This is a genomic window from Cellulophaga lytica DSM 7489 (assembly GCF_000190595.1).
In the GTDB taxonomy this organism is placed as follows: Bacteria; Bacteroidota; Bacteroidia; order Flavobacteriales; family Flavobacteriaceae; genus Cellulophaga; species Cellulophaga lytica.
Genome location: NC_015167.1, coordinates 290,395 through 313,484, shown reverse-complemented (window position 1 = coordinate 313,484; position 23,090 = coordinate 290,395). Strand labels below are relative to the sequence as shown.

The window sequence follows — 23,090 nt, the reverse complement described above, 5'->3', positions numbered from 1 at the left end:
TAGTTTAAAATTCTATGTTTAAACCTGCTGAGATTGTACTGAATACTGGAGAACCAGCTCTTTGGTAACCATAAGTGGTTGCAGATGTAGTATTAATAGACTCTGGGTTAAAACCAGTATAGTCATCTGCTGTTAGGTACATTATGTTTTGTGCAGATACATAAATTCTTGCGCTTCTAATTTTTAATTGAGATGCAACATCTTTACTAAAGTTATACCCAAGGTTAATATTACGTAATGCTATGTATGAAGCATCTTGAATAATGTCATTAGTAAATATTTTTTGTTTAATAAATTCTTGATTAGGAGTAGTTAATACATAATCTCCTGTAGGACCAGTTACAAAATCTTGAGAACTGTTAAAGTGGTTAAATATGTATTGGTCTCCCATATTTCTAATTTCTGCTCCGTGGCTACCTTGAAACATAAAACTAAAATCAAAATTGCCTATTTTAAAGTCGTTAGATACACTCCACACAAATTCTGGGTAAGGATTTCCTAATATAGTTTTATCATCATCATCAATAATGCCATCACCATTTAAATCTTTCACATAAACATCTTGTGCTTCACCGCCTACTGGGTGAAAAGGATTGTTTAAAAATTCTAAAGGAATGTCTCTTTCTACAACCCACCCGTAAAAAGATGAGATAGGGTTACCTTCTAAATTTATCCACTCTGAAGCTCTTTTAGAATCTACATTTTGTATTTGTCCGTTAGAGTCAGCAAAATCTGTTAATTCATTTTTATTGGTAGATGTAATAAAAGTTGTTGTCCATTTAAATTTAGGACCAGCAACGTTTCTAGTTCTTAGTTCAACTTCTACACCAGAGTTTTCTACCTCTCCAATATTTACAAGAGCATTAGTAAAACCAGTTGTAGAGGCAATTGGGTTATTTAGTAGTAGTTGGTCACTAGTTCTTTTATAGTAATCTACAGAACCAGATAAAATATTACCAAAGAAACCAAAGTCTACCCCAGGGTTAAACTCTACTTGTCTTTCCCATTTTAAATCTGGATTAGATATATTTAAAGGGTTAGCAGCATTTGTAACCACACCACCTGTAACACCAGAGGCAATAGAATTGTCTATTAAAGATAGGTAAGGGTAGTTGTTAATTAAGTTATTACCGGTTCTAAAAGAGTTGTTACCAGTTACACCATAACTAACTCTAAATTTAAGGTTATTAACTACATCACTATTTTTTAAGAAGTTTTCTCTAGAGATGTTCCAACCTAAAGAACCTGCAAAGAAGTTACCATATTTATTGTTTGGACCAAATACAGAAGCACCATCTCTTCTAAAACTAAAAGAAGCTAAGTATTTGTCTGAATACGCATAATTTACTCTTGTAAAGAATGATAGTAATGTACTTTCGTACTCTTCTTCATATTCATTAGTAATGTCATCTCTGTTAATGTAACGAGAACTATCATCTGTATAACCTTGTGAGCTAATAGTTTCAAATTCTGTTTTATATTGTTCACCAGATGCACCTAATACTATGCCAAGATCATGCTTATCAAAAGTTTTGTTGTATGATAATACATTATCTAAAGCTAAGTGTTGTGTTCTGGTATTTGTACTATCTAACTGAGCAGCACTTGCTCCGTTTCTGTTAGCCTCTACACCTTGCCATCTTTGTTGTCTGTATCTTTGGTAATCACCAGAAAGTGTAGTTTTAAAGCTTAAATCGTCATTAATTTTGTATTTAGCATAAAAGCTACCAAGAATTTTACTTCTAAAATCTCTACGGTCTCTTTCTAGTACTTTTGCAGCAGGGTTAGTGTTAGAAGTGTTACTAATACTTGTACCTCCACTGTCTGCAGGAGCACCAGCATCTAAATCATACCCATCAAAATGGTATTGTAAAGCATAATCGCCAACTTGTACGTCTGCCCATTTACCACCATCTTGCACTCTGTTTACAAATTGTATAGTGTTTTCATCATGGTAAACTGGTAGCCATGAAGGTTGTCTTAAAATATCATGTGTACTACCATCAAAACGTCTACGTTCTGTGTAAGAAGGAGTAGCACTAAGACCAATTGTTAAGTTATCTGTAACATCATAATCTAATCTAACTTTTACACTGTATTTTTTAAAATCATCAGTAAGTAAAACCCCTTCATCATGGTTGTAGTTTAGGTTTGTACTAAATCTTAATTTATCATTACCACCTCTAATACCTAAAGAGTGGTTTGTAATAATACCACCATCAAAAATAATTTCTTGCCAGTTGGTATCTACGCCAATTAACTGTTTGTATCTTGTACGGTCTGAAAGTGTATGTGTAAACTGTAATTCTGCAGCGGCAGTTTCTGCTACTGTAGAGTAGTAAGCATCACTCTGTCTTGCTGTTTTAACACCAGTTAATGTAGAGTAGCTAAACCTAGTTTCACCCGATTTACCAGATTTTGTAGTAATTTGTATAATACCATTACCACCTCTAGAACCATAAATAGCACCAGAAGCTGCATCTTTTAAAATTTCAAAAGATTCAACGTCATTCATATCTAAAGAACCCAAATAGTCATTAGGAACCACAACACCATCTACAACAACTAGTGGTCCAGAGTTACCTGTAATAGAACCTGTTCCTCTAATTCTAATTGTAGGATCAGAACCAGCTTCACCTTCTGTAGCTTGTATGTTAACACCAGATACTTGACCTACTAAGGCATCATCTACCCTAGAAACAGCAATTTGTCCTAAATCTTCGTTTACTACTTTAGAAATAGAACCTGTTAGGTGAGATTTTTTTTGTGTACCATAACCAATAACCACAACTTCATCTAACTTACTAGCATCTTCATCTAAAGTAACATTAATGGTAGTTTGGTCTGCTACAGTAATACTTTTAGTAATAAATCCAATAAAAGAAAATTGAAGAACATCACCTTTTTTAGCTTTAATTTCATAGTTGCCATCAAAATCTGTAGTTGTGCCTGTAGCAGTATTTTTAATGATAATGTTTACTCCTAAAATAGGTAAGTTGTCTGCAGAAGAGACTACCGTACCTTTTATAGGAAAGCTTTCTTGAGCTATAGTTATAGCACTACAAAATAGTGTCATAACCAAAATTAGCTTTGTTTTTAAGTTCATAATTAATTGTTTAGTTTAATTGAGTTAATAGTGTTCTGTAGTAACTTAAAAACCATTTCTCTAGGCTAAAAGCAAATAATCATTACTTTTGTAAAGAATATGTTTTTATACTACATATTTATTACTTCCCTCCAAAGAAGTATTTGTAAAAGGATAGGCGTGCACCTATCCTTTTTTTGTGCTCTATTTAAATTTGGTTAACCAAACTGGTTAACCAGTTTATACTTTTCGAATATATGTAAAAATTTTGTTAAAAAAAAATTAAATACACATTAATAAGTTTTTTTGTAAAACTCTCTGTATTAGGATAAAAGACATTTCATTTTTTTTCATATAGATAAAATTAAGTTAGTTATAAGTGTATGAACCTACCCAGTTAAATTCATTATCATTAATTGTAATTGAATGTGCTGTAGTTTTGTCTGGGTTTGTATTAGAAAAAATAAATAGTTTAGACTGTTTATTATTGTTTGTAATGCGTATAGCTGTATAGTCTTTAGTATTTAAAAGGGTTTCTATTTTAGCAATACTACTGTAAGCATTTACAGAGAACTCTGATACAGGACTGTAGCTACCATGTGCTTCTATGGCATTTACGTATAATGCGTTTTTAGTATTAGTTTTTCTAATGATTAAAGTAGGATCTCTTCTTAAATTATATTCTGGATCGTTAGCACCAATTCTGGCAAAAATAATTTTGTCTGTTGCTTGTGTAGCAGAAGTTAATGTGTAAAATACATTATTGTGCATCCAATTAAATTTTAAGTTACTATTTGGTGCGTCTGCTAAAGCCTCTACAAATAAATGTTGATAGCCATTTTTGTCTCCTAATGTTTTTAATGTAGCTTGTTGTGTATACTTAAAATTTGTTTGCATTATTTGCCCCTTGTAATAGAAAGGCAAATCGTATTTGTTTGTTGATGTACCAATAACATTAAAAATATCTAAAACAAATGGTTGTTTAATAAAAGAAGAGTCTGTCACTATAGCCATAGTCCTGTGTAACTCTGTGCCAGGGTATGCGTTATTTTCTTTAGCGCTAACCACTTTAATTTTTTCAGAAATATTAAATAAGTATTGGTTAGAGTGGTTTTTGCTACCTATACTATACTTGCCATTAAAATGAGAAGTTTCATTTTGTATAACGGTATTATGCGCTATTGTTTGTTTTGCCCAAGTAGTATTTTCTTTTAAGTAGTTACCGCCACCTTTTTGTTCTATATTAACAAACCTTGCCAAGCCATAATCTTGTATAACCTCTGTACCATTATTGTACATAAAAAAAGATAACTTGTCATAATGACCGTGACTAAGACCTTGTGCTGTATATTTAAAAATAACCTCTAAATTATTATTGCGTAATATACTTATGCCACCTTGGTTGCCATTTGGACCATCTGTTAAAGTAATAGATTTTTTTCTAAAAGGTTTATCTAGATTGTTTTTTAAACCCAATGCTACTGCTAAACCTGTATCGTCTAAATTTACTTTATTTTGTTTTTTTGCAATACTTAATAGTTCTGGGTTATTGCCTCCGTAATGGTAAGCAATATCTACAGCTGTTACTAATTCTCTGGAGTAGTAAGACATTCCTTTTTGTGCATCATTAATTGTGTAAAACTCTCCGTCTTTATCAGTTAGGTTAATTAATGCTTCTACAGCTTTTGTTAGTACTGCATTTTTATGCTCAAAAATTTTAAGTTCAGGTTTTTTATTTTCTAGTGCTTGTGCAAAAATTAAAAATGGGTACATAGCATACCTTTGGTAATAAGGACCTTCAGTATAATATCCGTCAGGAGAAAATGGTTCATCTAAGTTTGCTAAAAAACCAACTTTCTGATCTTTATTTTTTATAAATCCACCATCATCATCTTTTAAATTAGCCGCAATAGAATCTGTTTTTAGTCCGTATAGAGCTTTTTGTAATAGCTCATCATTATCCATTACAAGAGCAATCATTCCTACAGCAACATTACCCCAGGTACTATGGTTGTGTACTCTATTAAAAAACTGTGGATTTTTTTCTGATATAAAATTGGCAAACGGAATAAATAAATCATTTTCTAAATGTTCTCTTTCTTCTTTTGATAACCAATTATAGATACAATCGTATGCTTGGCTAGCATATACCAACCAGTTAGAATCATTTAAACACTGCCAAAAAAGTTTTCCTCTTGCATAAGATCTTTCTTGTGGGTGTAAAGGAAGAGTAGGGTATAATTTTGCGTACTCTAAAAACATATCTCTTACATATACAGCATATTTTTCATCATCTAAAATTTGATAAAGCACACCAGCTTTTTGTAGTATTAGAAAGTTTTTTTTGTGCTGTTCATGCGTATAACCTCCAGAAAAATCTTTAGGAATAGGAACAGCAATACCTTTACTAATCTCTGCATCTACATCTTGTTTAACATCTTCTAAAGTTTTATCAAACAAAGGAATTGTTCCTAACTGTGCTTTAATATTTTTTACGCCTTTTTGGGTAAGTATTAAACTAGGGTGGCTTGCAGTATTTTGTTCTACATTATTTTTAATGGCAGCTTTATTATCTTTTTTGCAAGCAAAAAGAAAACATATTAAAATAAAGCATATATATTTTTTTACAATCATTATCTAGTTATTACTAATTAATCCTAAATTTTTGCCATCTGTACCTTTATTTAAAAGGTCAGAATTTTTAGATAATGTATAAGTACCTTCTTTAAATTTAGGATCTAATGTCCATAGGTTTTTAACATTGTATTTTTGATCACCAGTAACTTCTAAACCATCAGATTTGTAAAAATTATTGTTTAAAATATCTACTATTGGCTCACCAACAACTAAATGCATTTTTAACGATTTTGTGTTGTTAAATATATTGTTGGTAATAGTATTTACTTGCACACCATATAAGTTAATTGCAGCATTGTATTTATTTCTTTTACCGTAACCAATAGCGTCAAAAGTGTTATGGTCTAATTCTAAAAACGGACCAAAAGTACTTTCATCCTTACCACCTCTGTGTAAACTTAAAACAGCACCATTTACATTGTTAAAACTATTATTTTTTAAGATTACATATTCTGCATTATAGATACCAATATCTTCAGTTTCTTTATCTAAAGCCAAAACGTTACCACTAATAGTATTAAATTTTGAATTTTTAATACTAATTGTGTCTGCAAATGTGTTTTTGTACACCATTACAGCATCAAAAGAATGGTTAACATCTAAGTTTACAAAGTCACAATTATCTATAAACAATTTGTAATTTTTGTTCATTGAGTATTTACTAGTAGTAATTACAGAATTTCCTGTTCTGTCTGGGGCGCTTTCACCATCAAAATTAATTCCAGTTAATTTTAAGCTGCCTCCATTGTTAATTTCAAATAAGGTTTTCTTTTCAAATAAAATAGTAGGTTTTTTATCTGAATTAGAAAGGATAGTAATAGGATGATTTATAGCTATAGTTTTTGATAAAGTATAAGTTTCGCCAGCAGTAAGCTCTACTACGTCTCCGGCTGAAGAATTATTTACAGCTTCAAACAAAGTATTTAAACCTGGTTCTACTGTAATTTTTTTACCAGTACCAAAGGCAACAGCAGTATTTTTTTTAGAGTACCAGTTAACACCTGTATCTTCTTTTTTAAGAATTTCACCTGGTAATTTAGCACCAGCTCTTAAGTTAGAGTTAGCAGGAACTAGCAATCCGTCTGTATTTTTTACCCACTCAATATCTTTACTTACAAATCCAGTATCAGTAATTGGTTTTATGTTTTTACTAATAATGTTATTTGTAAATGTAATACCATTAATATCATCATAAACCGTAAAAATTGAATCTTTACTCTCATTATAAAAAATATTATTTTCCATAACAGAGTTTACAGGAGGAGCACTACGTTCTTCATCACTACCTGCACATAACTGAATGTGGTTACTATTAACAAAAGTGTTATTTTTTACAACAGCATCTTTAACTTGGTCATACCTATTAATAGGAGAATTGTAAATTCCGTTCATAATAACAAAAGCACCTCTAAAACGGTAACCAGTTAATCCAATACCATAATTATTTATAACAGTTTGCTCACCATTAATAATCCTAATACCACCTGTGCTAGGTTTATTGTTGCCAATAAATATGTTGCCATCTACCATAGTTCTGTTACCGTGGCGCATAGTTAATGTACCTGTACACTCATAAAAAACATTGTTTTTGTATGTGTTTTGACATGATTTGTTAGAGATTATTTCATGTTCTCCGTTACACCTATCAAAATAATTATTTTCTACAATAGTATTAGAGTTTGTTCTAGAAAAATGGCTAGTTCCAATACGTAAAGTCTCACCACCGTTAGAGCCTAAGTTTTGTCTAGGTCCAAAATAGTTGTGATCTATTTTATGATTGTTGTCTTGACTTTCTTTAGAATTTAACCTAACCGTCATAGTAACACCTCTATTTTTTTTACCAGTTAAATGGTTGTGGTCAATTCGGTTATTTTTACCGTATATAGCAACCCAAGTATCTGGTTCGTGACGTTCTGGGTTACTAAAATTATCTATAACACATTCTGTTAGTCTAGTGTTATTTGCAAGAGTTTTAGCATTTTGTTTAAAAGAGATAACTTCATTAGTGGGAGTATAACCATTTTTAAATACCAAACCATTAATAATTAAGTGTTCACCTGCAATACGTAAGTTACTTTGCCCTTCTAAAGTTACCTTACCTTTTTCTTCTACAGTTAAAGTTATTGGCTTTTCTGCTGTGCCTTTTGCAGCAAAAAGTAATTCGGTATTGTTCCATACGCCATTAGCCAGTGTAATTACATCTCCAGGTTGTGCATTTTTTACTGCAGTGTTAAATTGTTGTAAAGTAGCTACGGTATTCTTTTTTTGTGTGCATGAAGTAATACTAAAAAGTAGTATAAAAGCTAAGTATAATGTATGTTTTTGCATAAAAATATAAAATTGGTTAACCAGATTGGTTTACCAAATATATATATTATAAATTAAAAATGTAATTTATTGACTGTTAAATTACTAATAGTGTAAAAAAATAAATAAAAAAATACGTAGTTGCTAATGGGTTATTAAGGTGTTATTTTTTTATTATTGCATTGTTAATACTGGCGTGCTAGAGGATTGTACGCTAGTAATTTATAGAATACCTAAAAATGAAGAATTTTAACTCTATAACAGAATATCAGTTTTAAGTTATAAAATATTGTTTTATAACTTTTATAATTGACCTTATATAAATACAATGTTACAATTTAAGGTAGTGACTAAAATATAAATTTGCATTTATAAATATTTAATAAATTATGATAATTAATAACACTAAAAAACGCCTATAGAAATTTTTATTCTATATACTTAATACCTTAAATTAAAAATCAATTTTAAGTCCAATAGGGCAGTGGTCAGATCCCATAATGTCAGAGAAAACAGTTACCTCTTTAACTTTGTCTTTTATAGATTGGCTTACTAAAAAATAATCTATACGCCAACCGGTATTGCGTTCTCTAGATTTAAAACGGTAGCTCCAAAACGTATAAACAACTTCATCTGGGTGTAGCATTCTAAAAGAATCTACAAAACCATCAGCTATAAAATTGTTCATACCATCAATTTCTGTTTGTGTATAACCAGCAGTTTTATTGTAGTTACTTTTATCATTTTTTAGGTCTATTGCTTTGTGTGCTACGTTAAAATCGCCACAAGCAATTACAGGCTTTTTCTTTTCTAAATTTTTTAAATAGTCTAAAAAGTCTTTATCCCACTGTTTTCTGTACTCTAACCTATCTAATTTTTGACCAGAATTAGGTACGTAAACATTTACCAAGTAAAAATTTTCATACTCAGTACAAAGTACTCTACCTTCAGTATCGTGTGCTTCTATACCAATATCTGCTTTAATAGTAAGGGGTTTTGTGCTACTTAATGTTGCAGTACCAGAATACCCTTTTTTATTGGCAGAGTTAGATGCTAAACTAAAGTTTTCTAATGGAGAAAGTGCCTTCGCAACCTCATTATCTTGTGCTTTAGTTTCTTGAATACAAAGTATATCTGGATTCATATATTTTACAGATTCAAAAAACTCTTTTTTTACTACAGCGCGTACACCATTTACATTCCAAGATACTATGTGCATTAGTCGTTACTTTATGGGTTAAAATAAAATATTGTATTTCTAGGATGAAATTAAAAAATTGAATTGGTTTAACCTCAAAAATAAAAGTATTTTAAGAGAGATTATTTTTAATGTGAAGTAACAAGTGCTTAATATTGTATTTTAGAAAAGTAGATTATGAAGATTGATAAGTTTGTACTGTTTATAATTGTAGCAATTGTTTTGGCCTATTTTTTTCCAGAACTAGGAGTAAAACAGGTTATAAATACAATTAGTAGTGTTGGTATATCTTTAATTTTCTTTTTTTACGGATTAAAATTAAGTCCGTCTAAATTAAAAGCTGGTTTAAAGAATTGGAAACTGCATATTTTAGTGCAAGTAGCTACCTTTATATTGTTTCCTCTTTTGGTATTAATAGTTAAACCATTTTTACAAAACCAAGAGCAAGAAACTATTTGGCTTGCATTCTTTTTTTTAGCAGCATTACCATCTACAGTATCTTCATCTGTTGTAATGGTTTCTATAGCAAAAGGTAATATGCCTGCAGCTATTTTTAATGCAAGTATATCTGGCATTATAGGGATTTTAGTTACACCCTTATGGATGGGGTTATTTGTTACTAATGACCAAACAAGTTTTAATTTTATAGATATTTATACAAAGCTAATTGTACAAATAATATTGCCTGTAGTATTAGGTTTATTGTTGCAACGTTACCTTGGTACATTTGCACAAAAACACAGTAGTAAAATTACATTGTTTGACAAGTCTATTATATTATTAATAATTTACAAAAGTTTTGCGTCATCCTTTACAAATAATATTTTTAGTACAGTCTCTGCATTAGATTTAGTACTACTTTTAGCAGGTGTATTGGTTCTTTTTACCATTACTTACTTTAGTACAGGCTTTATAGCTACAAAGCTTAATTTTAATATAGAAGATAAAATTACGGCTCAGTTTTGCGGCACAAAAAAATCATTAGTACATGGTACTGTTTTTTCTAAAATAATATTTGGTAATATGGCAGCAATAGGCATTATATTACTGCCTATAATGCTTTTTCACGCAACACAAATTTTAATAATAAGTGTAATTGCAAGCAAACTAGCAAAAAGAAAAGTATAAAAAAACCTAGCGCATAATGGCTAGGTTATTTATTTACTCACTGTCTATAATTTCTTCAATTGTTTTGGCTAGTACAAAGTCCTTTTCTGTAACTCCACCTGCATCATGAGTGTTTAAGCGTATAGTTAGCGTGTTGTATACATTGGTCCAGTCTGGGTGATGACCTTGCAATTCACATTCAAAAGCAATACGTGTCATTACACAAAAGGTTTCTTTAAAATTTTTAAACTCAAAAGTAGTTTCTAAAGCACCATCAGTATAATCCCAACCATCTAAATTGTTTAATTTACTTGTTATTTCTTCAGTTGTATATTTTTGCATCGGTATAAAATTTAGTGTATTACAAAGTTACAAGAAGTAGTTATGTAATAATCTATTTATTAGGAAAAAAGATGATGATCTATAGTATCTTGGTAAGTAATTTGTAAATGTTTAGGTAGTTTATTGCTTTTTGGAAGCACAGCTAAATACCTATCATCATTAGAGGTAAAAACTCTTTTATATACAGGGTTATACAATCCTATTTTAGATACTATTTCTTTTATAAAATCTTCATGATGTACCAAATCTTCACTTCCTAAATGAAAAATACCAGTTTTTTTATGATTAATAATATAATGTAGTTGTTGCGTTAATTTATCTATATAAGTAACATTAAAAACCAAATTAGGGAAAACCTCTACAGGTTCTTTGTTTTGCAGTAGTGTTTTAATCTCTTTAATTCTGGGAGTGTTATTACCAAAAACCATTGGTAAGCGTATAATTATTGCTTTGTTTTTTGGTAATCTAAGCAGCATATTTTCAATCTTAATTTTTAAACGTCCGTAAATACTTAAAGACAGTGTTTTGTCTAACTCATAAGATGGGTATTTGCTGTAAGCATCAAAAACATTTGCAGAAGATAAAAATAACAACTTGGCTTTGTGGGTAGTTACGTATTCTATTATGTGTTGGTGTGCTAGTATTTGTGCTGCAAAATTACCACGTATAGCAGATATAATGTAATCTGGTTTTACAATTTCTAACAATTCGTAAATATCTGTTTCTTCTACATTATAATAAAAAAACTGACCGTTGTCTTCAAAATCTTTTTGGTTAAAACAATAGGTTCCATAAGTATCATAATAGGCATACAATTCTTTATAAATGGCATTACCTATAAAGCCGCTGGCACCTAGAATTAAAATTCTATCTTTAGATTTCTTCTCTTTCATTACTCACTTTGGTTCTTAAAAAATAGAGATCTTAGTCTCAGTCGTAAATTGCTCCAATGCTTGCATTCCCAACAAGGAATTTCCTTTAGCATTAAGACCCGGAGCCCAAGTAGAGATAATAAAGTTATTAGGTAGTAAGGCCACAATTCCGCCACCAACGCCACTTTTTCCAGGCAAACCTACTCTAAAAGCAAACTCACCCGCTTCATCATAAAAACCACAAGTAAGCATAATTGCGTTAATACGTTTTGCCTGACTAACAGGTATGTGCTGTACGTTATTTACACACTTTCCACCATTGGCAAACAAATAAAAAGCTTTTGCTAATTGTGCGCAGCTCATATCTATAGCGCACTGGTGAAAATAAAAATCTAAAACATCCTCTACATTATTATTTAGGTTGTTAAAAGACTTTAAAAGGTTGGCTGCAGCAAAGTTTCCGTAACCAGTTCTTTTTTCAGATGCAGCTACATCTGTATTGTAATTTATTGTCTGGTCATTAGCAATGGTTCTAACATAGTTTAAAAAATCTTGTTTAGGGTTTTTTAAATGTGTTACAAGCATATCTGCAATTACAAGAGCACCAGAATTAATTAACGGATTTCTTGGTATTCCATTTTCTAACTCCAATAAAGACAAATGGTTAAATGGGTTGCCAGATGGTTCTACATCTACACGTTCCCAAATACGGTTATCTTCAAAAGCTATAGCTTTAGATAGTGCTAAAACTTTAGAAATACTTTGTATAGAAAAAGGAGTGTATGCGTCACCAGCAGCATAAGTTTCTCCGTTAATACACTGTAAATAAATGCCAAAACTATTAGTACTCTGTTTGTACAGTTCTGGAATGTAAGATGCAACAACACCCTTAACCTCTTCCTTAATTAAGTTGTTATGAATGTTGTTGATAATACCTTGAAAATCTATCATATAAAAATTATGCCTTATAAAAAGGTAATTTTACAACAGTTGCAGCAACTGCTTTTTTTCTAATCTGAATAAAAATTTCTGTACCAGCACTAGATAATGCCGTTGGCACATAACCTAACCCAATACCTTTGTTTAAAGACGGAGACATAGTACCAGAGGTAACTACACCAATTTTAGCACCATCTGCATCTACTATATCATAATCGTGTCTAGGAATACCTCTTTCAGTAAGTTCAAAAGCAATTAATTTACGCTCAGTACCATTTGCTTTTTGCTCAGCTAAAGCTTCACTATTTACAAAGTCTTTTGTAAACTTGGTAATCCAACCTAACCCAGCTTCAAAAGGAGAAGTGTTGTCATTAATGTCATTACCATATAAGCAATAACCCATTTCTAAACGTAAAGTATCTCTGGCAGCTAAACCAATTGGAGCAATACCAAAATCTAAACCTGCCTTAAAAACATTATCCCAAATTTGTTTTACGTCTTCGTTTTTGCAATAAATTTCAAATCCGCCAGAACCAGTGTAACCAGTAGCAGAAATAATTACATTATCAATACCTGCAAAATCTGCAACCTCAAATGTGTAAAATTTAATTGCTGCTAAATCTACAGATGTAACAGACTGCATAGCTTCAATAGCCTTAGGACCTTGTATAGCTAATAAAGAGTATCCTTCAGATATGTTACGCATTTCTGCATTTATAGTTTCATTGTATTTAGATATGTGGTTCCAATCCTTATCAATATTAGAAGCATTAACAACTAGTAAATATTGTTCATCTTTAAGTTTGTAAACAATAAGGTCATCTACAATACCACCAGTTTCATTAGGTAAACAGCTGTACTGAGCTTTACCAACTACTAGTTTAGATGCATCGTTAGATGTTACTTTTTGTATTAAATCTAATGCATTAGGACCTTCAATTAAAAATTCTCCCATATGCGACACATCAAAAACTCCAACACCGTTACGTACAGTTTCGTGTTCTATATTTACACCAGCATAAGAAACAGGCATATTGTAACCAGCAAAAGGAACCATTTTAGCGCCAAGTGCCTCGTGAGTAGATGTTAATGCAGTATTTTTCATTAAAACAATTTATATAATTAGACTATTGTTAGTTTTTTGTCAAAGGTATCGAAAATTGTTTGTTTTATAAATTAGCTCAGGTATTAAAATAAGTTGTTTTTTTAGTTGTACCTGCTAGGAAGTATGGCTGTGTAAAATACGCTAAAAACAAAGTACAAAGGCTTTGTTAATTTGTATTAAACTAACGTTAAACCAGTTAAGATTTTAGGAATTGCCTTAAAGGAATGTTATTCTTAGGTATGGAAAACATATTAGTAGCCGGTGCCAATGGTACCACAGGAAAACAAATAGTGAACCTTTTAAAAGAATCTCAGTATTTTAACCCTATTGCAATGGTTAGAAAAGAAGAGCAAAAAGAATATTTTAAAGCAAAACAAATAGATACTGTTCTTGGAGACTTAGAGGGCGATGTAGATAAAGTATTTAATAAAATAGAAAATGTAGATAAGGTGCTTTTTGCTGCCGGATCTGGAGGAAAAAAAGTAGTAGAAGTAGACCAAGAAGGAGCAAAGAGGTTAATTGATGCATCTAAAGAAAATAACATTAAAAAGTTTGTTATGTTAAGCTCTATGGGAGCAGACAAGCCTGAAGAAGCAGAACAACTGCAAGAGTATTTAAAAGCAAAGCATAACGCAGATGAATACTTAAAAGAAAGTGGATTAAATTACAGTATTGTACGCCCTGGTTCTTTAACCAATAAGGAGCCCCATAACCAAATAGAGCTCCAAGAAAAGTTAAATAAAAGAGGTGAAATTAGTAGAAATGATGTTGCACAAACATTAGTGAGAACACTAAATGATGACGTAGCAAACAAGGCCACTTTTGAAATTATTAAGGGTGATACCTTAATAGGTGAGGCCTTAGATAAATTTTCTACTGTAAATGCTTAGTTAGTTATTTAATAAGTAAGATTTTAAGTCATTGTAGCTGCCAATTTTGGTGGCTACTTTTGTTTTGTGCATTACTTCTTGTATTTGCTCTGGCAATGGTTGTTTTTCTTTAATTACGTCTTCAACTACATCTAAAAATTTTGTTGGGTGAGCAGTTTCTAAAAATACACAATGTACATCATTATTATTTTTTAAATATGCTTTGCAACCTAAATAACCAACAGCTCCGTGTGGGTCAGCTACATAGTTATAAGTTTTGTAAATATGCGCTAATGCTTCTTTTGTTTCTTCATCAGAAAAACTATAAGAAGATAAATTTTCAGTTAAAGCGCCAAAGTCATTTTTGTGTATTTCTTGTATACGAATAAAGTTACTAGGGTTACCAACATCCATAGCATTGCTTATAGTTTGTACAGATGGTTTTGGATTATATTCTTCTGTTTTTAAATATGTAGTAACAACATTATTTTTATTGTTAGATGCTATAAAATGATGAATAGGTAAACCCAATTGCTGCGCCATCATACCAGCACATATGTTACCAAAATTACCACTAGGAACAGAAAAAACTATTTTTTTGTGCGTGTTATGTAACTGCTTATAAGCAAAAATAAAGTAAAATAATTGTGGTAGCCAACGCGCTACGTTAATTGAGTTTGCAGATGTTAATTGCATTTTGCTAGTTAATTCTTCGTCTAAAAATGCGCGTTTAACCATATCTTGGCAATCATCAAAAACACCGTCTACTTCTAAAGCAGTTATATTTTGCCCTAAAGTTGTTAATTGTTTTTCTTGTATATCACTTACTTTTCCGCTAGGATATAAAATAACCACGTTTACACCTTTTACACCTAAAAATCCATTGGCAACAGCGCCACCTGTATCTCCAGATGTAGCTACCAATACAGTAACCTCATTAGTGTTATTTTTATTAAAATAGCCAAGACAACGAGCCATAAAACGTGCCCCAACATCTTTAAATGCCATTGTTGGTCCGTGAAAAAGCTCTAATGTAGACACATTCTCATCTAACTTAACCACAGGAAAATTAAAGGATAATGTTTCCTCTACAATGGTTTTTAGAACATCCTCTGGAATTTCAGGAGAAACAAATTGTTTAATGGCTGTAAAAGCAATTTCTGAATTAGATAAATTGTCTAAATTTTTAAAGAAATCTGCAGGTAAAGGTGTTATACTTTCAGGAAAGTACAATCCTTTATCTGGTGCCAAGCCTTTTATAACTGCATTTTTAAATGTAGTATTAGGCGCTTTTTTGTTTAACGAGTAGTAATTCATTTTTTAAGGTATTCTAAATTTATTATGTGCTAGCTATTCCAAATTCTCCATGATTCTTCTGCTTGGTGCTCTAGCATATGTTGTCCGTTACTAATAGTAGCTCCTTGGGCTTCTCCTGCACTTAAAAATGCTGTTTTGTCTGGGTTGTATATAAGATCAAAAAGCAAATGTTTTTCTGTTAAATGCAAATAAGGGATAGTGGGCTTATCTGTAATTTTTGGGTGTGTTCCTAAAGGAGTACAGTTAATTATTACGGTATACTCTTTAATAATATTATTATTTAAATCTGTATATGTAAATTGATTTTTTTTAGGTTTTCTGGATACATATGTACATACAATGCCCAAATCTTCTAAAACATATTTTACTGCCTTAGATGCACCACCGGTACCTAAAATTAATGCTTTTGTATGGTGTTTTTTTAGATGAGGTTCTATGGATTTTTTAAATCCATAGGCATCAGTATTGTAACCAATTAATCCGTTTTCTGTAAATTTTATAGTATTTACAGCTCCAATAGCTTTGGCTTTTGCATCTAAACTAGTTAAAAACGGAATTACACTTTCTTTATAAGGAATGGTAACATTACAGCCTTTAATATTAGAGTTATTTTCTAATGTAGTTTTAAACTCTTCAATTTTTTGATAGTCAAAATTTACATAGACATAGTTTGTTAACCCAAGTTTTTTAAACTTGTGTGTAAAGTAATTTCTAGAAAAAGAATATTCAATATCTTTTCCTATTAACCCAAACTTATACTGTTTTTTTTCTGTTTTTTCCATACCAATCTAGGACCAATAAAATACTTATTCCTATAACTACAAAAAAAACTGCCCACCAAGTTTCAGAAATCACAAAATCGGGAAAATAGCGAGAATAATTCTTGATAATTTTGTTTCCGTTAGAGTCTATTAAAATATTCCCAACAGCATCTACTTTATATACAGTTTTTTTCCAAGGCCAAACAACTCCCAAAGACCCCGTTATAAAGCCCAAAATAACAGCTGTTGTTATGTGTTTAAAGTGTTTTAAAACGTAACTTATAATGTGAGACAATGTTACCAAACCAATGGCAGAACCTGCTGTAAAAACACCAAGTACGGTTAAGGTATTTAAGCGTTCTGTGTTTTTGGTAAAACTAAAGTCGCCTTTAATTATTTCTGTAAATGTGTCATACAAGGCATTAACGGAGTCTACCAAAAGTAGTACATAATTGCCTAAAAGAATTAATATAAAAGATCCAGATAATCCTGGGAGCGTCATACCAGATACACTAATAATTCCACAAAAGAAAATAAAAAAAAGATTGTCATTTTCTTTAGCCGGATTTAAGAAACTTATAGAAATCCCTATTGCTAAACCAACTAGGGCAGCAAAAAAGGTTTTTTTGTTCCAATGATCAAACCCCTTGGCAATGTAATAAATAGAACCTACAATCATTCCAAAAAAACAAGACCAAACATATAACTCATTATGCTCTAAAAAGTAGTCTAAAATTTTTGAAACGCTAAAATAGCTTACCAGCATACCAAAAATTAGTAACGTAATAAATGTGCCGTTAATGTAATTGTAAAAACTCTTGAGTCTGCCATTTAAAAGCAGTTTTAGAGCTTTAAAGTTAAATTTTTGTAGTGAGTATATAAACTCTTCATAAAAGCCTCCCACAAATGCAACAATACCGCCAGAAACACCAGGTACTTTATTTGCAGCACCCATACATAGTCCTTTAACAACAAGGAGAAACTTGTCTAAAACTGTTCTAGTATGTGCCATTGTGTTTATTTGTTTTTTGTAGCTATTTTTTCTAGTATAAAAATAGTTAAAAAACCTGTCACCATTAGTGCAATTGCAATCATAGTTTGCGGATCTATATAATGGTTTAACTCTGAGTATTTTATTGGCAGAATACTTTCTTCTGTAACCGTTTTAAACGATTCAAAATTATGTATGTTTTTTTGATAAACAGCTAATGTTCCAAGATCAGATATGGTATTAAAAGGTACAATTTCTCCTGTTTCATCTACCATTACAGTTACTGTTTTTTTCCAAGGCCAAACTTTGTTTAAAGAACCTAAAATAAAACCAGTTAAAAGTGCTAGTGTAGTATTGTGATAATTTTTAAATAGCCATTTTAAAACTCTACTAAAACTTAATAACCCAATTAAAGCACCAGTAGCAAACAAGGCTATTTTTTTTAAATCAAAATCATGAAAAGCGTCACTTAATGTTTTGTAAGCTCCCATAATTACTAAAATAAAAGAACCAGATATACCAGGCAAAATCATTGCGCAAATGGCAACAGCTCCAGCAAAAAGTAAATAATATGGGTTAGTATTGGCTGCTAAAGCTGGTAAACTTGTAATATAATATGCTAACCCAGCACCAATAATTAAAGCTATTACTGTTAGTGCATTCCACTTTGTAATTTGTTTGCCTACAAAGTAAATACTCACTACAATTAAACCAAAAAAGAACGACCAAATTAAAATTGGGTGGTATTCTATTAAATATTTAGCCAAACGCATAAAGGAAATAAAACTTATTATTATCCCTGTTAGTAAGGCTAATACAAAATTGCCATTTGCTTGCTTCCAAAATGCTTTAATACCATCATTTTTTAACGTTTTAAATAGAGATAAGTTTATGTTGCTTATACTATTTATTAGTTCTTCATAAATACCAGAAATAAATGCAATTGTACCTCCAGAAACACCTGGTACAGCATCTGCGGCACCCATAGCTAAACCTTTTAGCGTAATAATTAAATACTGTAGTAAGTTACGTTCTTTCATAATTGTAATAAAAAACGTAAAAATATAGATTTATTTGGAAGAGTTACTATATTCTATAATAATGTTGTTAATCCACGTGTTATTTTTAAACTGAGGAAAATCTAACTTAAATGTAGCTACCTTTTTTGTGTTAACACTTAGTGCTTTAACCAAATATTCTTTTGTTTTTATAGTCTGATTTAGGGCCATATGTGAACCCGCAATTTTGTATAAAATATCTGCATTGTTTGGGTAAAACTCTAAGGCTTGTTGTAGTATTTGAATAGCAGAATGTAAGTCTCCTTTTTTTATTACTAAGGTGCTCCAATTTAGCCATGTTTTTAACTCGCAATCTCCTAAATCTACCATTTTTTGATATGCAACCTCTGCATCTTCAACCAAACCTAAGGCTTCATGTATTAGTGCGCTTTTCACCCAATAGAATAAATTTTCTTCCTCTATATTAATTGCTTTAGTTATGTATTCTTTTGCTTTAACATAATCTTTTTGCTTAATATAAAAGCTGGTAATTGCTAACCATCCTTTATCTAACAAAGGATCTTCATGAACGGTTTTATAATAGAATAGCCTAGCTAGCTCTGTATTGCCTATTTTTTCATGACATTTGCCAATACGTAAATATGCAAAAGCAGACGGATCTTCAATTTCTATAGTAATTTCATAATTTTCTATAGCTTCATTGTAGCGTTTTAATTTTTCAAGAATTTTTCCTTTCTCAAAATAAGCGCCAACAAAACTATCATCAGAAATAATAGCAAAATCAAAAGCAGCAATGGCTTCTTTGTACATTCCTTTTTCTATGTACTGCTTACCTAGTTGATGCCAAGCTACCTCACAGTATGGGTTTTTTTCTAGGTAATCATTTAAAAACACAATGGCACCATCAAAATCTTCTAAAAAGTCAAAACAATAAATAATGTTGTAAAGAGATGCGTAATCGTGTTCATCAAACAAAACACATTGTATAAAATGTTTTTTTGCTTCTTCAAAATTGTCCATAAAAAGGTGTTCCATACCTAATAGAGAGTGTATGTCTATAGAATCATCAGATAAGGTTAAGGCCTTTTCTAATAACTGTATTGCTTTATTATGGTCGTCTTTTTTAGAAAATATATTTGCTCTTTGTATGTATATTTCTTCATTATTGCTATCAATAGTTTGTAAACTATCTAGCATACTTTCTGCAAGTTCAAGGTTATTTTCAAAAACGTGAACCTCTACTTCTAAAAGTTTTAACTCTATGGTACTTGGGTGTTGGGTTAAGCCAATTTTAATGGCTTTTTTTGCCAATGACATTTTTCCATTGTTTAAATAATGGTGAATAATGTCTTCAAAATCTTCCGCGTCAAAGAAGTAGACGTCATCTGTCTTTAGCATTGACTCAAATTTTGCTATTGGTCTGTCAGGTCTTTCTTCAGCTTCAAATGCCATATAAATTCTTTCTTGCTTGATAAGATTAAAATAAAAGTAAGGTTTTAGGTTACTTTTTTTTGATTGCTACCGTGTATATTATTAACAAAATAGTTAACAAATTACTTTTTGTAGGAGTCTAAAGCTTCTAAAATAAGTGCACATCCTTGTCTAATTTCTTCATTAGAAATGGTTAAAGGAGGAGAAATACGCAGCGCTTTAGGCTCAAACAATAGCCAGAATAATATTAGTCTGTTTTTAGCACAATGCATTACAACATAGTTTGTAATATCTGCATTTACTAGCATAACAGCTAGCATTAAACCTTTGCCCCGTATTTCTGTAATGTACTTGTGTTTTAGTAGTTTTTTAAATAGTTTTTCTTTTTCTAGAGTTTCTATTATTAAGTTACTACTAGTTAGTTCTTGTAATGTAGCTAAACTTGCAGCAGCAATTACAGGGTTGCCGCCAAAAGTGGTAATATGTCCTAGTTTAGGATTAGATTGTAAATTTTTCATTATTTGGTTTGATGCCACAAATGCGCCAACTGGCATACCAGATGCCATTCCTTTACCTATAACTAAAATGTCTGGTACACAGTTGTAGTGTTCAAAAGCAAATAGCTTACCTGTTCTACCAAACCCTGGTTGTATTTCGTCTAAAATTAATAAGGCGCCTACAGCTGTACAGCGTGCTCTTACCTTTTGTAAAAAATTATTTTTAGGCACTATAAAACCTGCGCCACCTTGTATGGTTTCTAAAATTACAGCAGCAGTATCTGTTGTAATTTTCTCTAAATCTTTATCAGAATTAAAATTAATAAATGTTGTGCCAGGCACAAGTGGCCTATATGCACTTTTTTGAGATTCTGCTCCAGAAACACTCATACTACCCATAGTATTACCGTGGTAAGAGTTGTGTGCAGCTACAATTTTATGTCTTTTTGTAGTTCTTTTAGCTAATTTTAAGGCTCCTTCAATAGCTTCTGTTCCAGAGTTAACCAAATAGGTGGTTTCTAAATTAGAGGGTAGTAGAGAAGCTAAAAACTTTGTATAGGTTACAGCTGGTTCTTGTACATATTCTCCATAAACCATGACATGCATATATTCTGATGCTTGCTTGGTTATTGCATCTACTACTTTTGGGTGGCAATGGCCAAGTGTACAAGCAGATACACCTGCTACAAAATCTAAATGTGCATTGTTGTCTTGATCGTAAATATAACTGCCGCTAGCTCTAGAAACTTGTAAAGTTAAAGGATGCGGACTAGTTTGTGCTTGGTAGTGTAAAAAGTCCTTTTTCACCTGTAATTTATTTTTGTTGCTTTAGTTTTGTACTTGGTACTGGCTTAGATAATGTAGGTTTAGGTACCCCTTTTTTTCTTGTAGCCTTGGTATTGGGCGGGTTATTTATGGGATCTCCTTGGTTTTTATGTCGCTCTTGCTCTTCTGCATCAATATCTATAGGGTTACTAATGCCTCTAATTATAGGTAAAACAAGATTGTTGTCATCCTCACCAAAAATATCGTCTTTGGTATAAATACGCTGGTCTCCGTACCACACAAAACCTTTTAATTTAACACCTGTTTCTGGTTCTTGGCCTTCAGGAAAAGTTTGTCCGCTAGGGTTAATGTAATACGTTATAACATCTATAGCGTTTTCTTTCATCTCCATAGTAACTTTACCACAAAGTGATTTATCTATCCCAACAAACTCATTTTGGTCGTTATATGAATAATAAATAACCTCTACATTTTGTACAAGATCTATAAAGTTTAGCTCATTGTTTATAAATTTGCCAAATAGGTTTTTACCTTTTGCTTGGTTGTAGCCGGTTTTACTAATTGTATCTAAAGATATTATAAAAGCATTATTAATTACCTTTAAAGAGTCTAATTTATCCGTCTCTAAATCGCTTATTAAATGTATGCTATCTCCTGTCATTTGGTTGTCAATATTCCAAATAATAGGGTTTGTAATAAGTTGTGTTATTCCAGTTTTTTGATCAAAGTGAATAGAATCACACTTACCACTTATATCTGTTTTAAAAAACTTTGCATCCCTAAACGCACGTATAATTCTATTGTCTGGTTTTCCTGTAACCATTAAGGTATCTCCGTGCATGTATAATGAGTCTTTCTCCATTACATTAATAGCAACAGCTCTTTTGGTAGCAAAAACAGAGTCCTTTTCTTTGTATACTTCTGCATAATGAGCTCTAATAACACCATCGTTTACGGTATCTGTAACTACTATATTATTTGTTGCAGATGCAAATTGTTTTCTTTTATTAAAATAAACACTGTCTCCCTCAATAATTTTATTGCTATAATCTATACGTGTGTTTTTTATACCGTAGCCGGTTTCTACTTTAGAGTCATAATAACCACGTTCACAATACATGACATAGTCTTTACCTGTAATTGTAGACGGACCATACATATACACGTGTTCAGAGTCTGTGTAATAATCCATTTGTTCAGATAATACGTGGTATTTAGGATTTTCTACAGTAACACTATCTAACAACTGGTATTTGTTGGTTTCCATAAAAAACCTACCAATTCTACTTTTTATAGTATTTGCAGTATCTACTATAGTTCCAAAATGTCTGTAGTACGACTCCTGTTTTTCTCTATCAAAATACAAAGTATCTGTAGTAAGTGTAGCATCTGGACTTTGTAAAACTACATTTTTAGATGCCTTTGCAAGTTTAATATCTCCAAAATATTCTAATTTGCCACTGTCCATTTGTATAGAGTCTCCTTGCTGCATACGTACATTGTCTATAGCAAGAAGTCTGTTTTCTTTTGGATAAAACACAGCAACATCACACCAAAGGGTTGCTCCTTGGTGTTCAAACTCTACTTGTCTTTCACTATCTCTACTAAATATAGATGCGCCAGGTAGCTTAACTTCATCTTTAGTGAAGTTAGCACCGTGTACTATTTTTATTTGTTTTTTTTCTGTTGATTTATCTTGTGCGTTAACACTAAAAACAAATAAGATTAAGCCAATAACTAATTTGTATTTAAACAAGTCTTAAAATTTTGGTCAAAAATAGGTTTTTTTTGATTGTTCTGATAACAGATTGGCATAGATTTAAGATT

17 protein-coding genes are annotated in these 23,090 nt (G+C 31.3%); 2 read left to right on the top strand and 15 right to left on the bottom strand.

Translation table 11 applies throughout. From position 1 onward, the window contains the following. Positions 1 to 4: 4 nt before the first annotated feature. The 4 genes from CELLY_RS01465 to CELLY_RS01450 all read right to left on the bottom strand — a co-directional run bounded on the left by CELLY_RS01465 (position 5) and on the right by CELLY_RS01450 (position 9,248). A complete protein-coding gene (locus CELLY_RS01465) occupies positions 5 to 3,106 on the bottom strand; it encodes a SusC/RagA family TonB-linked outer membrane protein (protein WP_013619879.1) in 3,102 nt (1,033 codons plus the stop codon). A 348-nt stretch (positions 3,107 to 3,454) separates the two neighbouring features. After that, positions 3,455 to 5,719, bottom strand: coding sequence for an alginate lyase family protein (locus CELLY_RS01460; protein ID WP_013619878.1), 2,265 nt, complete (start codon positions 5,717 to 5,719; stop codon positions 3,455 to 3,457). A gap of 3 nt (positions 5,720 to 5,722) precedes the next feature. Beyond that, complete coding sequence (locus CELLY_RS01455; protein ID WP_013619877.1) at positions 5,723 to 8,050, bottom strand: chondroitinase-B domain-containing protein; 2,328 nt, start codon at positions 8,048 to 8,050, stop codon at positions 5,723 to 5,725. 433 nt (positions 8,051 to 8,483) lie between these two features. Further along, entirely contained in the window at positions 8,484 to 9,248 is a 765-nt protein-coding gene (locus CELLY_RS01450) for an exodeoxyribonuclease III (protein ID WP_013619876.1), read from the bottom strand. Positions 9,249 to 9,404: 156 nt separating this feature from the next. On the opposite strand from CELLY_RS01450, the gene CELLY_RS01445 reads away from it, so the two are divergent. Then, the gene (locus CELLY_RS01445; RefSeq protein WP_013619875.1) at positions 9,405 to 10,355 is read left to right on the top strand and encodes a bile acid:sodium symporter family protein; all 951 of its coding nucleotides are present in this window, start codon (positions 9,405 to 9,407) and stop codon (positions 10,353 to 10,355) included. Between the two features lie 33 nt (positions 10,356 to 10,388). Here CELLY_RS01445 and CELLY_RS01440 read toward each other — a convergent pair whose 3' ends face one another. Genes CELLY_RS01440 through gcvT form a run of 4 tightly spaced genes read right to left on the bottom strand, consistent with a single transcriptional unit; the run spans position 10,389 to position 13,592 of the window. After that, on the bottom strand, positions 10,389 to 10,676 hold the full coding sequence (locus tag CELLY_RS01440) for a 4a-hydroxytetrahydrobiopterin dehydratase (RefSeq protein WP_013619874.1): 288 nt from the start codon (positions 10,674 to 10,676) through the stop codon (positions 10,389 to 10,391). 59 nt (positions 10,677 to 10,735) lie between these two features. Beyond that, entirely contained in the window at positions 10,736 to 11,569 is an 834-nt protein-coding gene (locus CELLY_RS01435; RefSeq protein ID WP_013619873.1) for a sugar nucleotide-binding protein, read from the bottom strand. A 15-nt stretch (positions 11,570 to 11,584) separates the two neighbouring features. Then, positions 11,585 to 12,499, bottom strand: coding sequence for a glutaminase (locus CELLY_RS01430; protein ID WP_013619872.1), 915 nt, complete (start codon positions 12,497 to 12,499; stop codon positions 11,585 to 11,587). 7 nt (positions 12,500 to 12,506) lie between these two features. Next, positions 12,507 to 13,592, bottom strand: a complete 1,086-nt coding sequence (gcvT, locus tag CELLY_RS01425) for a glycine cleavage system aminomethyltransferase GcvT (RefSeq protein WP_013619871.1) — start codon at positions 13,590 to 13,592, stop codon at positions 12,507 to 12,509. A 239-nt stretch (positions 13,593 to 13,831) separates the two neighbouring features. Here gcvT and CELLY_RS01420 point away from each other — a divergent pair, with 239 nt between their 5' ends. Next, positions 13,832 to 14,482, top strand: coding sequence for an SDR family oxidoreductase (locus CELLY_RS01420; RefSeq protein ID WP_034646950.1), 651 nt, complete (start codon positions 13,832 to 13,834; stop codon positions 14,480 to 14,482). Here the strand turns inward: CELLY_RS01420 and thrC are convergent, their stop codons facing one another. From thrC to CELLY_RS01385, 7 genes are all read right to left on the bottom strand, one after another. Then, positions 14,483 to 15,778 (bottom strand): threonine synthase, encoded by a 1,296-nt coding sequence (gene thrC / locus CELLY_RS01415; RefSeq protein WP_013619869.1) that lies wholly within the window; start codon positions 15,776 to 15,778, stop codon positions 14,483 to 14,485. Positions 15,779 to 15,807: 29 nt separating this feature from the next. Continuing rightward, positions 15,808 to 16,560 carry a shikimate dehydrogenase family protein gene (locus CELLY_RS01410; protein WP_013619868.1) on the bottom strand — a complete coding sequence of 251 codons (753 nt, stop codon included), beginning with the start codon at positions 16,558 to 16,560 and terminating at the stop codon, positions 15,808 to 15,810. After that, the gene (locus tag CELLY_RS01405; protein ID WP_013619867.1) at positions 16,532 to 17,551 is read right to left on the bottom strand and encodes a DUF368 domain-containing protein; all 1,020 of its coding nucleotides are present in this window, start codon (positions 17,549 to 17,551) and stop codon (positions 16,532 to 16,534) included. The genes CELLY_RS01410 and CELLY_RS01405 overlap by 29 nt, the downstream gene beginning before the upstream one ends. Positions 17,552 to 17,556: 5 nt before the next feature. Further along, positions 17,557 to 18,570: a DUF368 domain-containing protein gene (locus tag CELLY_RS01400; RefSeq protein WP_013619866.1), complete on the bottom strand. Its 1,014-nt coding sequence runs from the start codon at positions 18,568 to 18,570 to the stop codon at positions 17,557 to 17,559. A 30-nt stretch (positions 18,571 to 18,600) separates the two neighbouring features. Further along, the gene (locus tag CELLY_RS01395; protein ID WP_013619865.1) at positions 18,601 to 20,001 is read right to left on the bottom strand and encodes a tetratricopeptide repeat protein; all 1,401 of its coding nucleotides are present in this window, start codon (positions 19,999 to 20,001) and stop codon (positions 18,601 to 18,603) included. A 101-nt stretch (positions 20,002 to 20,102) separates the two neighbouring features. Next, positions 20,103 to 21,284 (bottom strand): aspartate aminotransferase family protein, encoded by a 1,182-nt coding sequence (locus CELLY_RS01390; protein WP_013619864.1) that lies wholly within the window; start codon positions 21,282 to 21,284, stop codon positions 20,103 to 20,105. A gap of 7 nt (positions 21,285 to 21,291) precedes the next feature. Beyond that, positions 21,292 to 23,019: an OstA-like protein gene (locus CELLY_RS01385; protein WP_013619863.1), complete on the bottom strand. Its 1,728-nt coding sequence runs from the start codon at positions 23,017 to 23,019 to the stop codon at positions 21,292 to 21,294. Positions 23,020 to 23,090 lie beyond the last annotated feature (71 nt).

What these genes read in the sequence shown, in the direction of transcription:
- CELLY_RS01410 (WP_013619868.1), bottom strand. Translation starts at nt 16,560, where the DNA reads ATGGAAAAAACAGAAAAAAAACAGTATAAGTTTGGGTTAATAGGAAAA.
- CELLY_RS01460 (WP_013619878.1), bottom strand. Translation starts at nt 5,719, where the DNA reads ATGATTGTAAAAAAATATATATGCTTTATTTTAATATGTTTTCTTTTT.
- CELLY_RS01465 (WP_013619879.1), bottom strand. Translation starts at nt 3,106, where the DNA reads ATGAACTTAAAAACAAAGCTAATTTTGGTTATGACACTATTTTGTAGT.
- CELLY_RS01435 (WP_013619873.1), bottom strand. Translation starts at nt 11,569, where the DNA reads ATGAAAGAGAAGAAATCTAAAGATAGAATTTTAATTCTAGGTGCCAGC.
- CELLY_RS01445 (WP_013619875.1), top strand. Translation starts at nt 9,405, where the DNA reads ATGAAGATTGATAAGTTTGTACTGTTTATAATTGTAGCAATTGTTTTG.
- CELLY_RS01400 (WP_013619866.1), bottom strand. Translation starts at nt 18,570, where the DNA reads ATGAAAGAACGTAACTTACTACAGTATTTAATTATTACGCTAAAAGGT.
- CELLY_RS01395 (WP_013619865.1), bottom strand. Translation starts at nt 20,001, where the DNA reads ATGGCATTTGAAGCTGAAGAAAGACCTGACAGACCAATAGCAAAATTT.
- CELLY_RS01440 (WP_013619874.1), bottom strand. Translation starts at nt 10,676, where the DNA reads ATGCAAAAATATACAACTGAAGAAATAACAAGTAAATTAAACAATTTA.
- CELLY_RS01420 (WP_034646950.1), top strand. Translation starts at nt 13,832, where the DNA reads ATGGAAAACATATTAGTAGCCGGTGCCAATGGTACCACAGGAAAACAA.
- CELLY_RS01455 (WP_013619877.1), bottom strand. Translation starts at nt 8,050, where the DNA reads ATGCAAAAACATACATTATACTTAGCTTTTATACTACTTTTTAGTATT.
- CELLY_RS01450 (WP_013619876.1), bottom strand. Translation starts at nt 9,248, where the DNA reads ATGCACATAGTATCTTGGAATGTAAATGGTGTACGCGCTGTAGTAAAA.
- thrC (WP_013619869.1), bottom strand. Translation starts at nt 15,778, where the DNA reads ATGAATTACTACTCGTTAAACAAAAAAGCGCCTAATACTACATTTAAA.
- CELLY_RS01430 (WP_013619872.1), bottom strand. Translation starts at nt 12,499, where the DNA reads ATGATAGATTTTCAAGGTATTATCAACAACATTCATAACAACTTAATT.
- CELLY_RS01405 (WP_013619867.1), bottom strand. Translation starts at nt 17,551, where the DNA reads ATGGCACATACTAGAACAGTTTTAGACAAGTTTCTCCTTGTTGTTAAA.
- gcvT (WP_013619871.1), bottom strand. Translation starts at nt 13,592, where the DNA reads ATGAAAAATACTGCATTAACATCTACTCACGAGGCACTTGGCGCTAAA.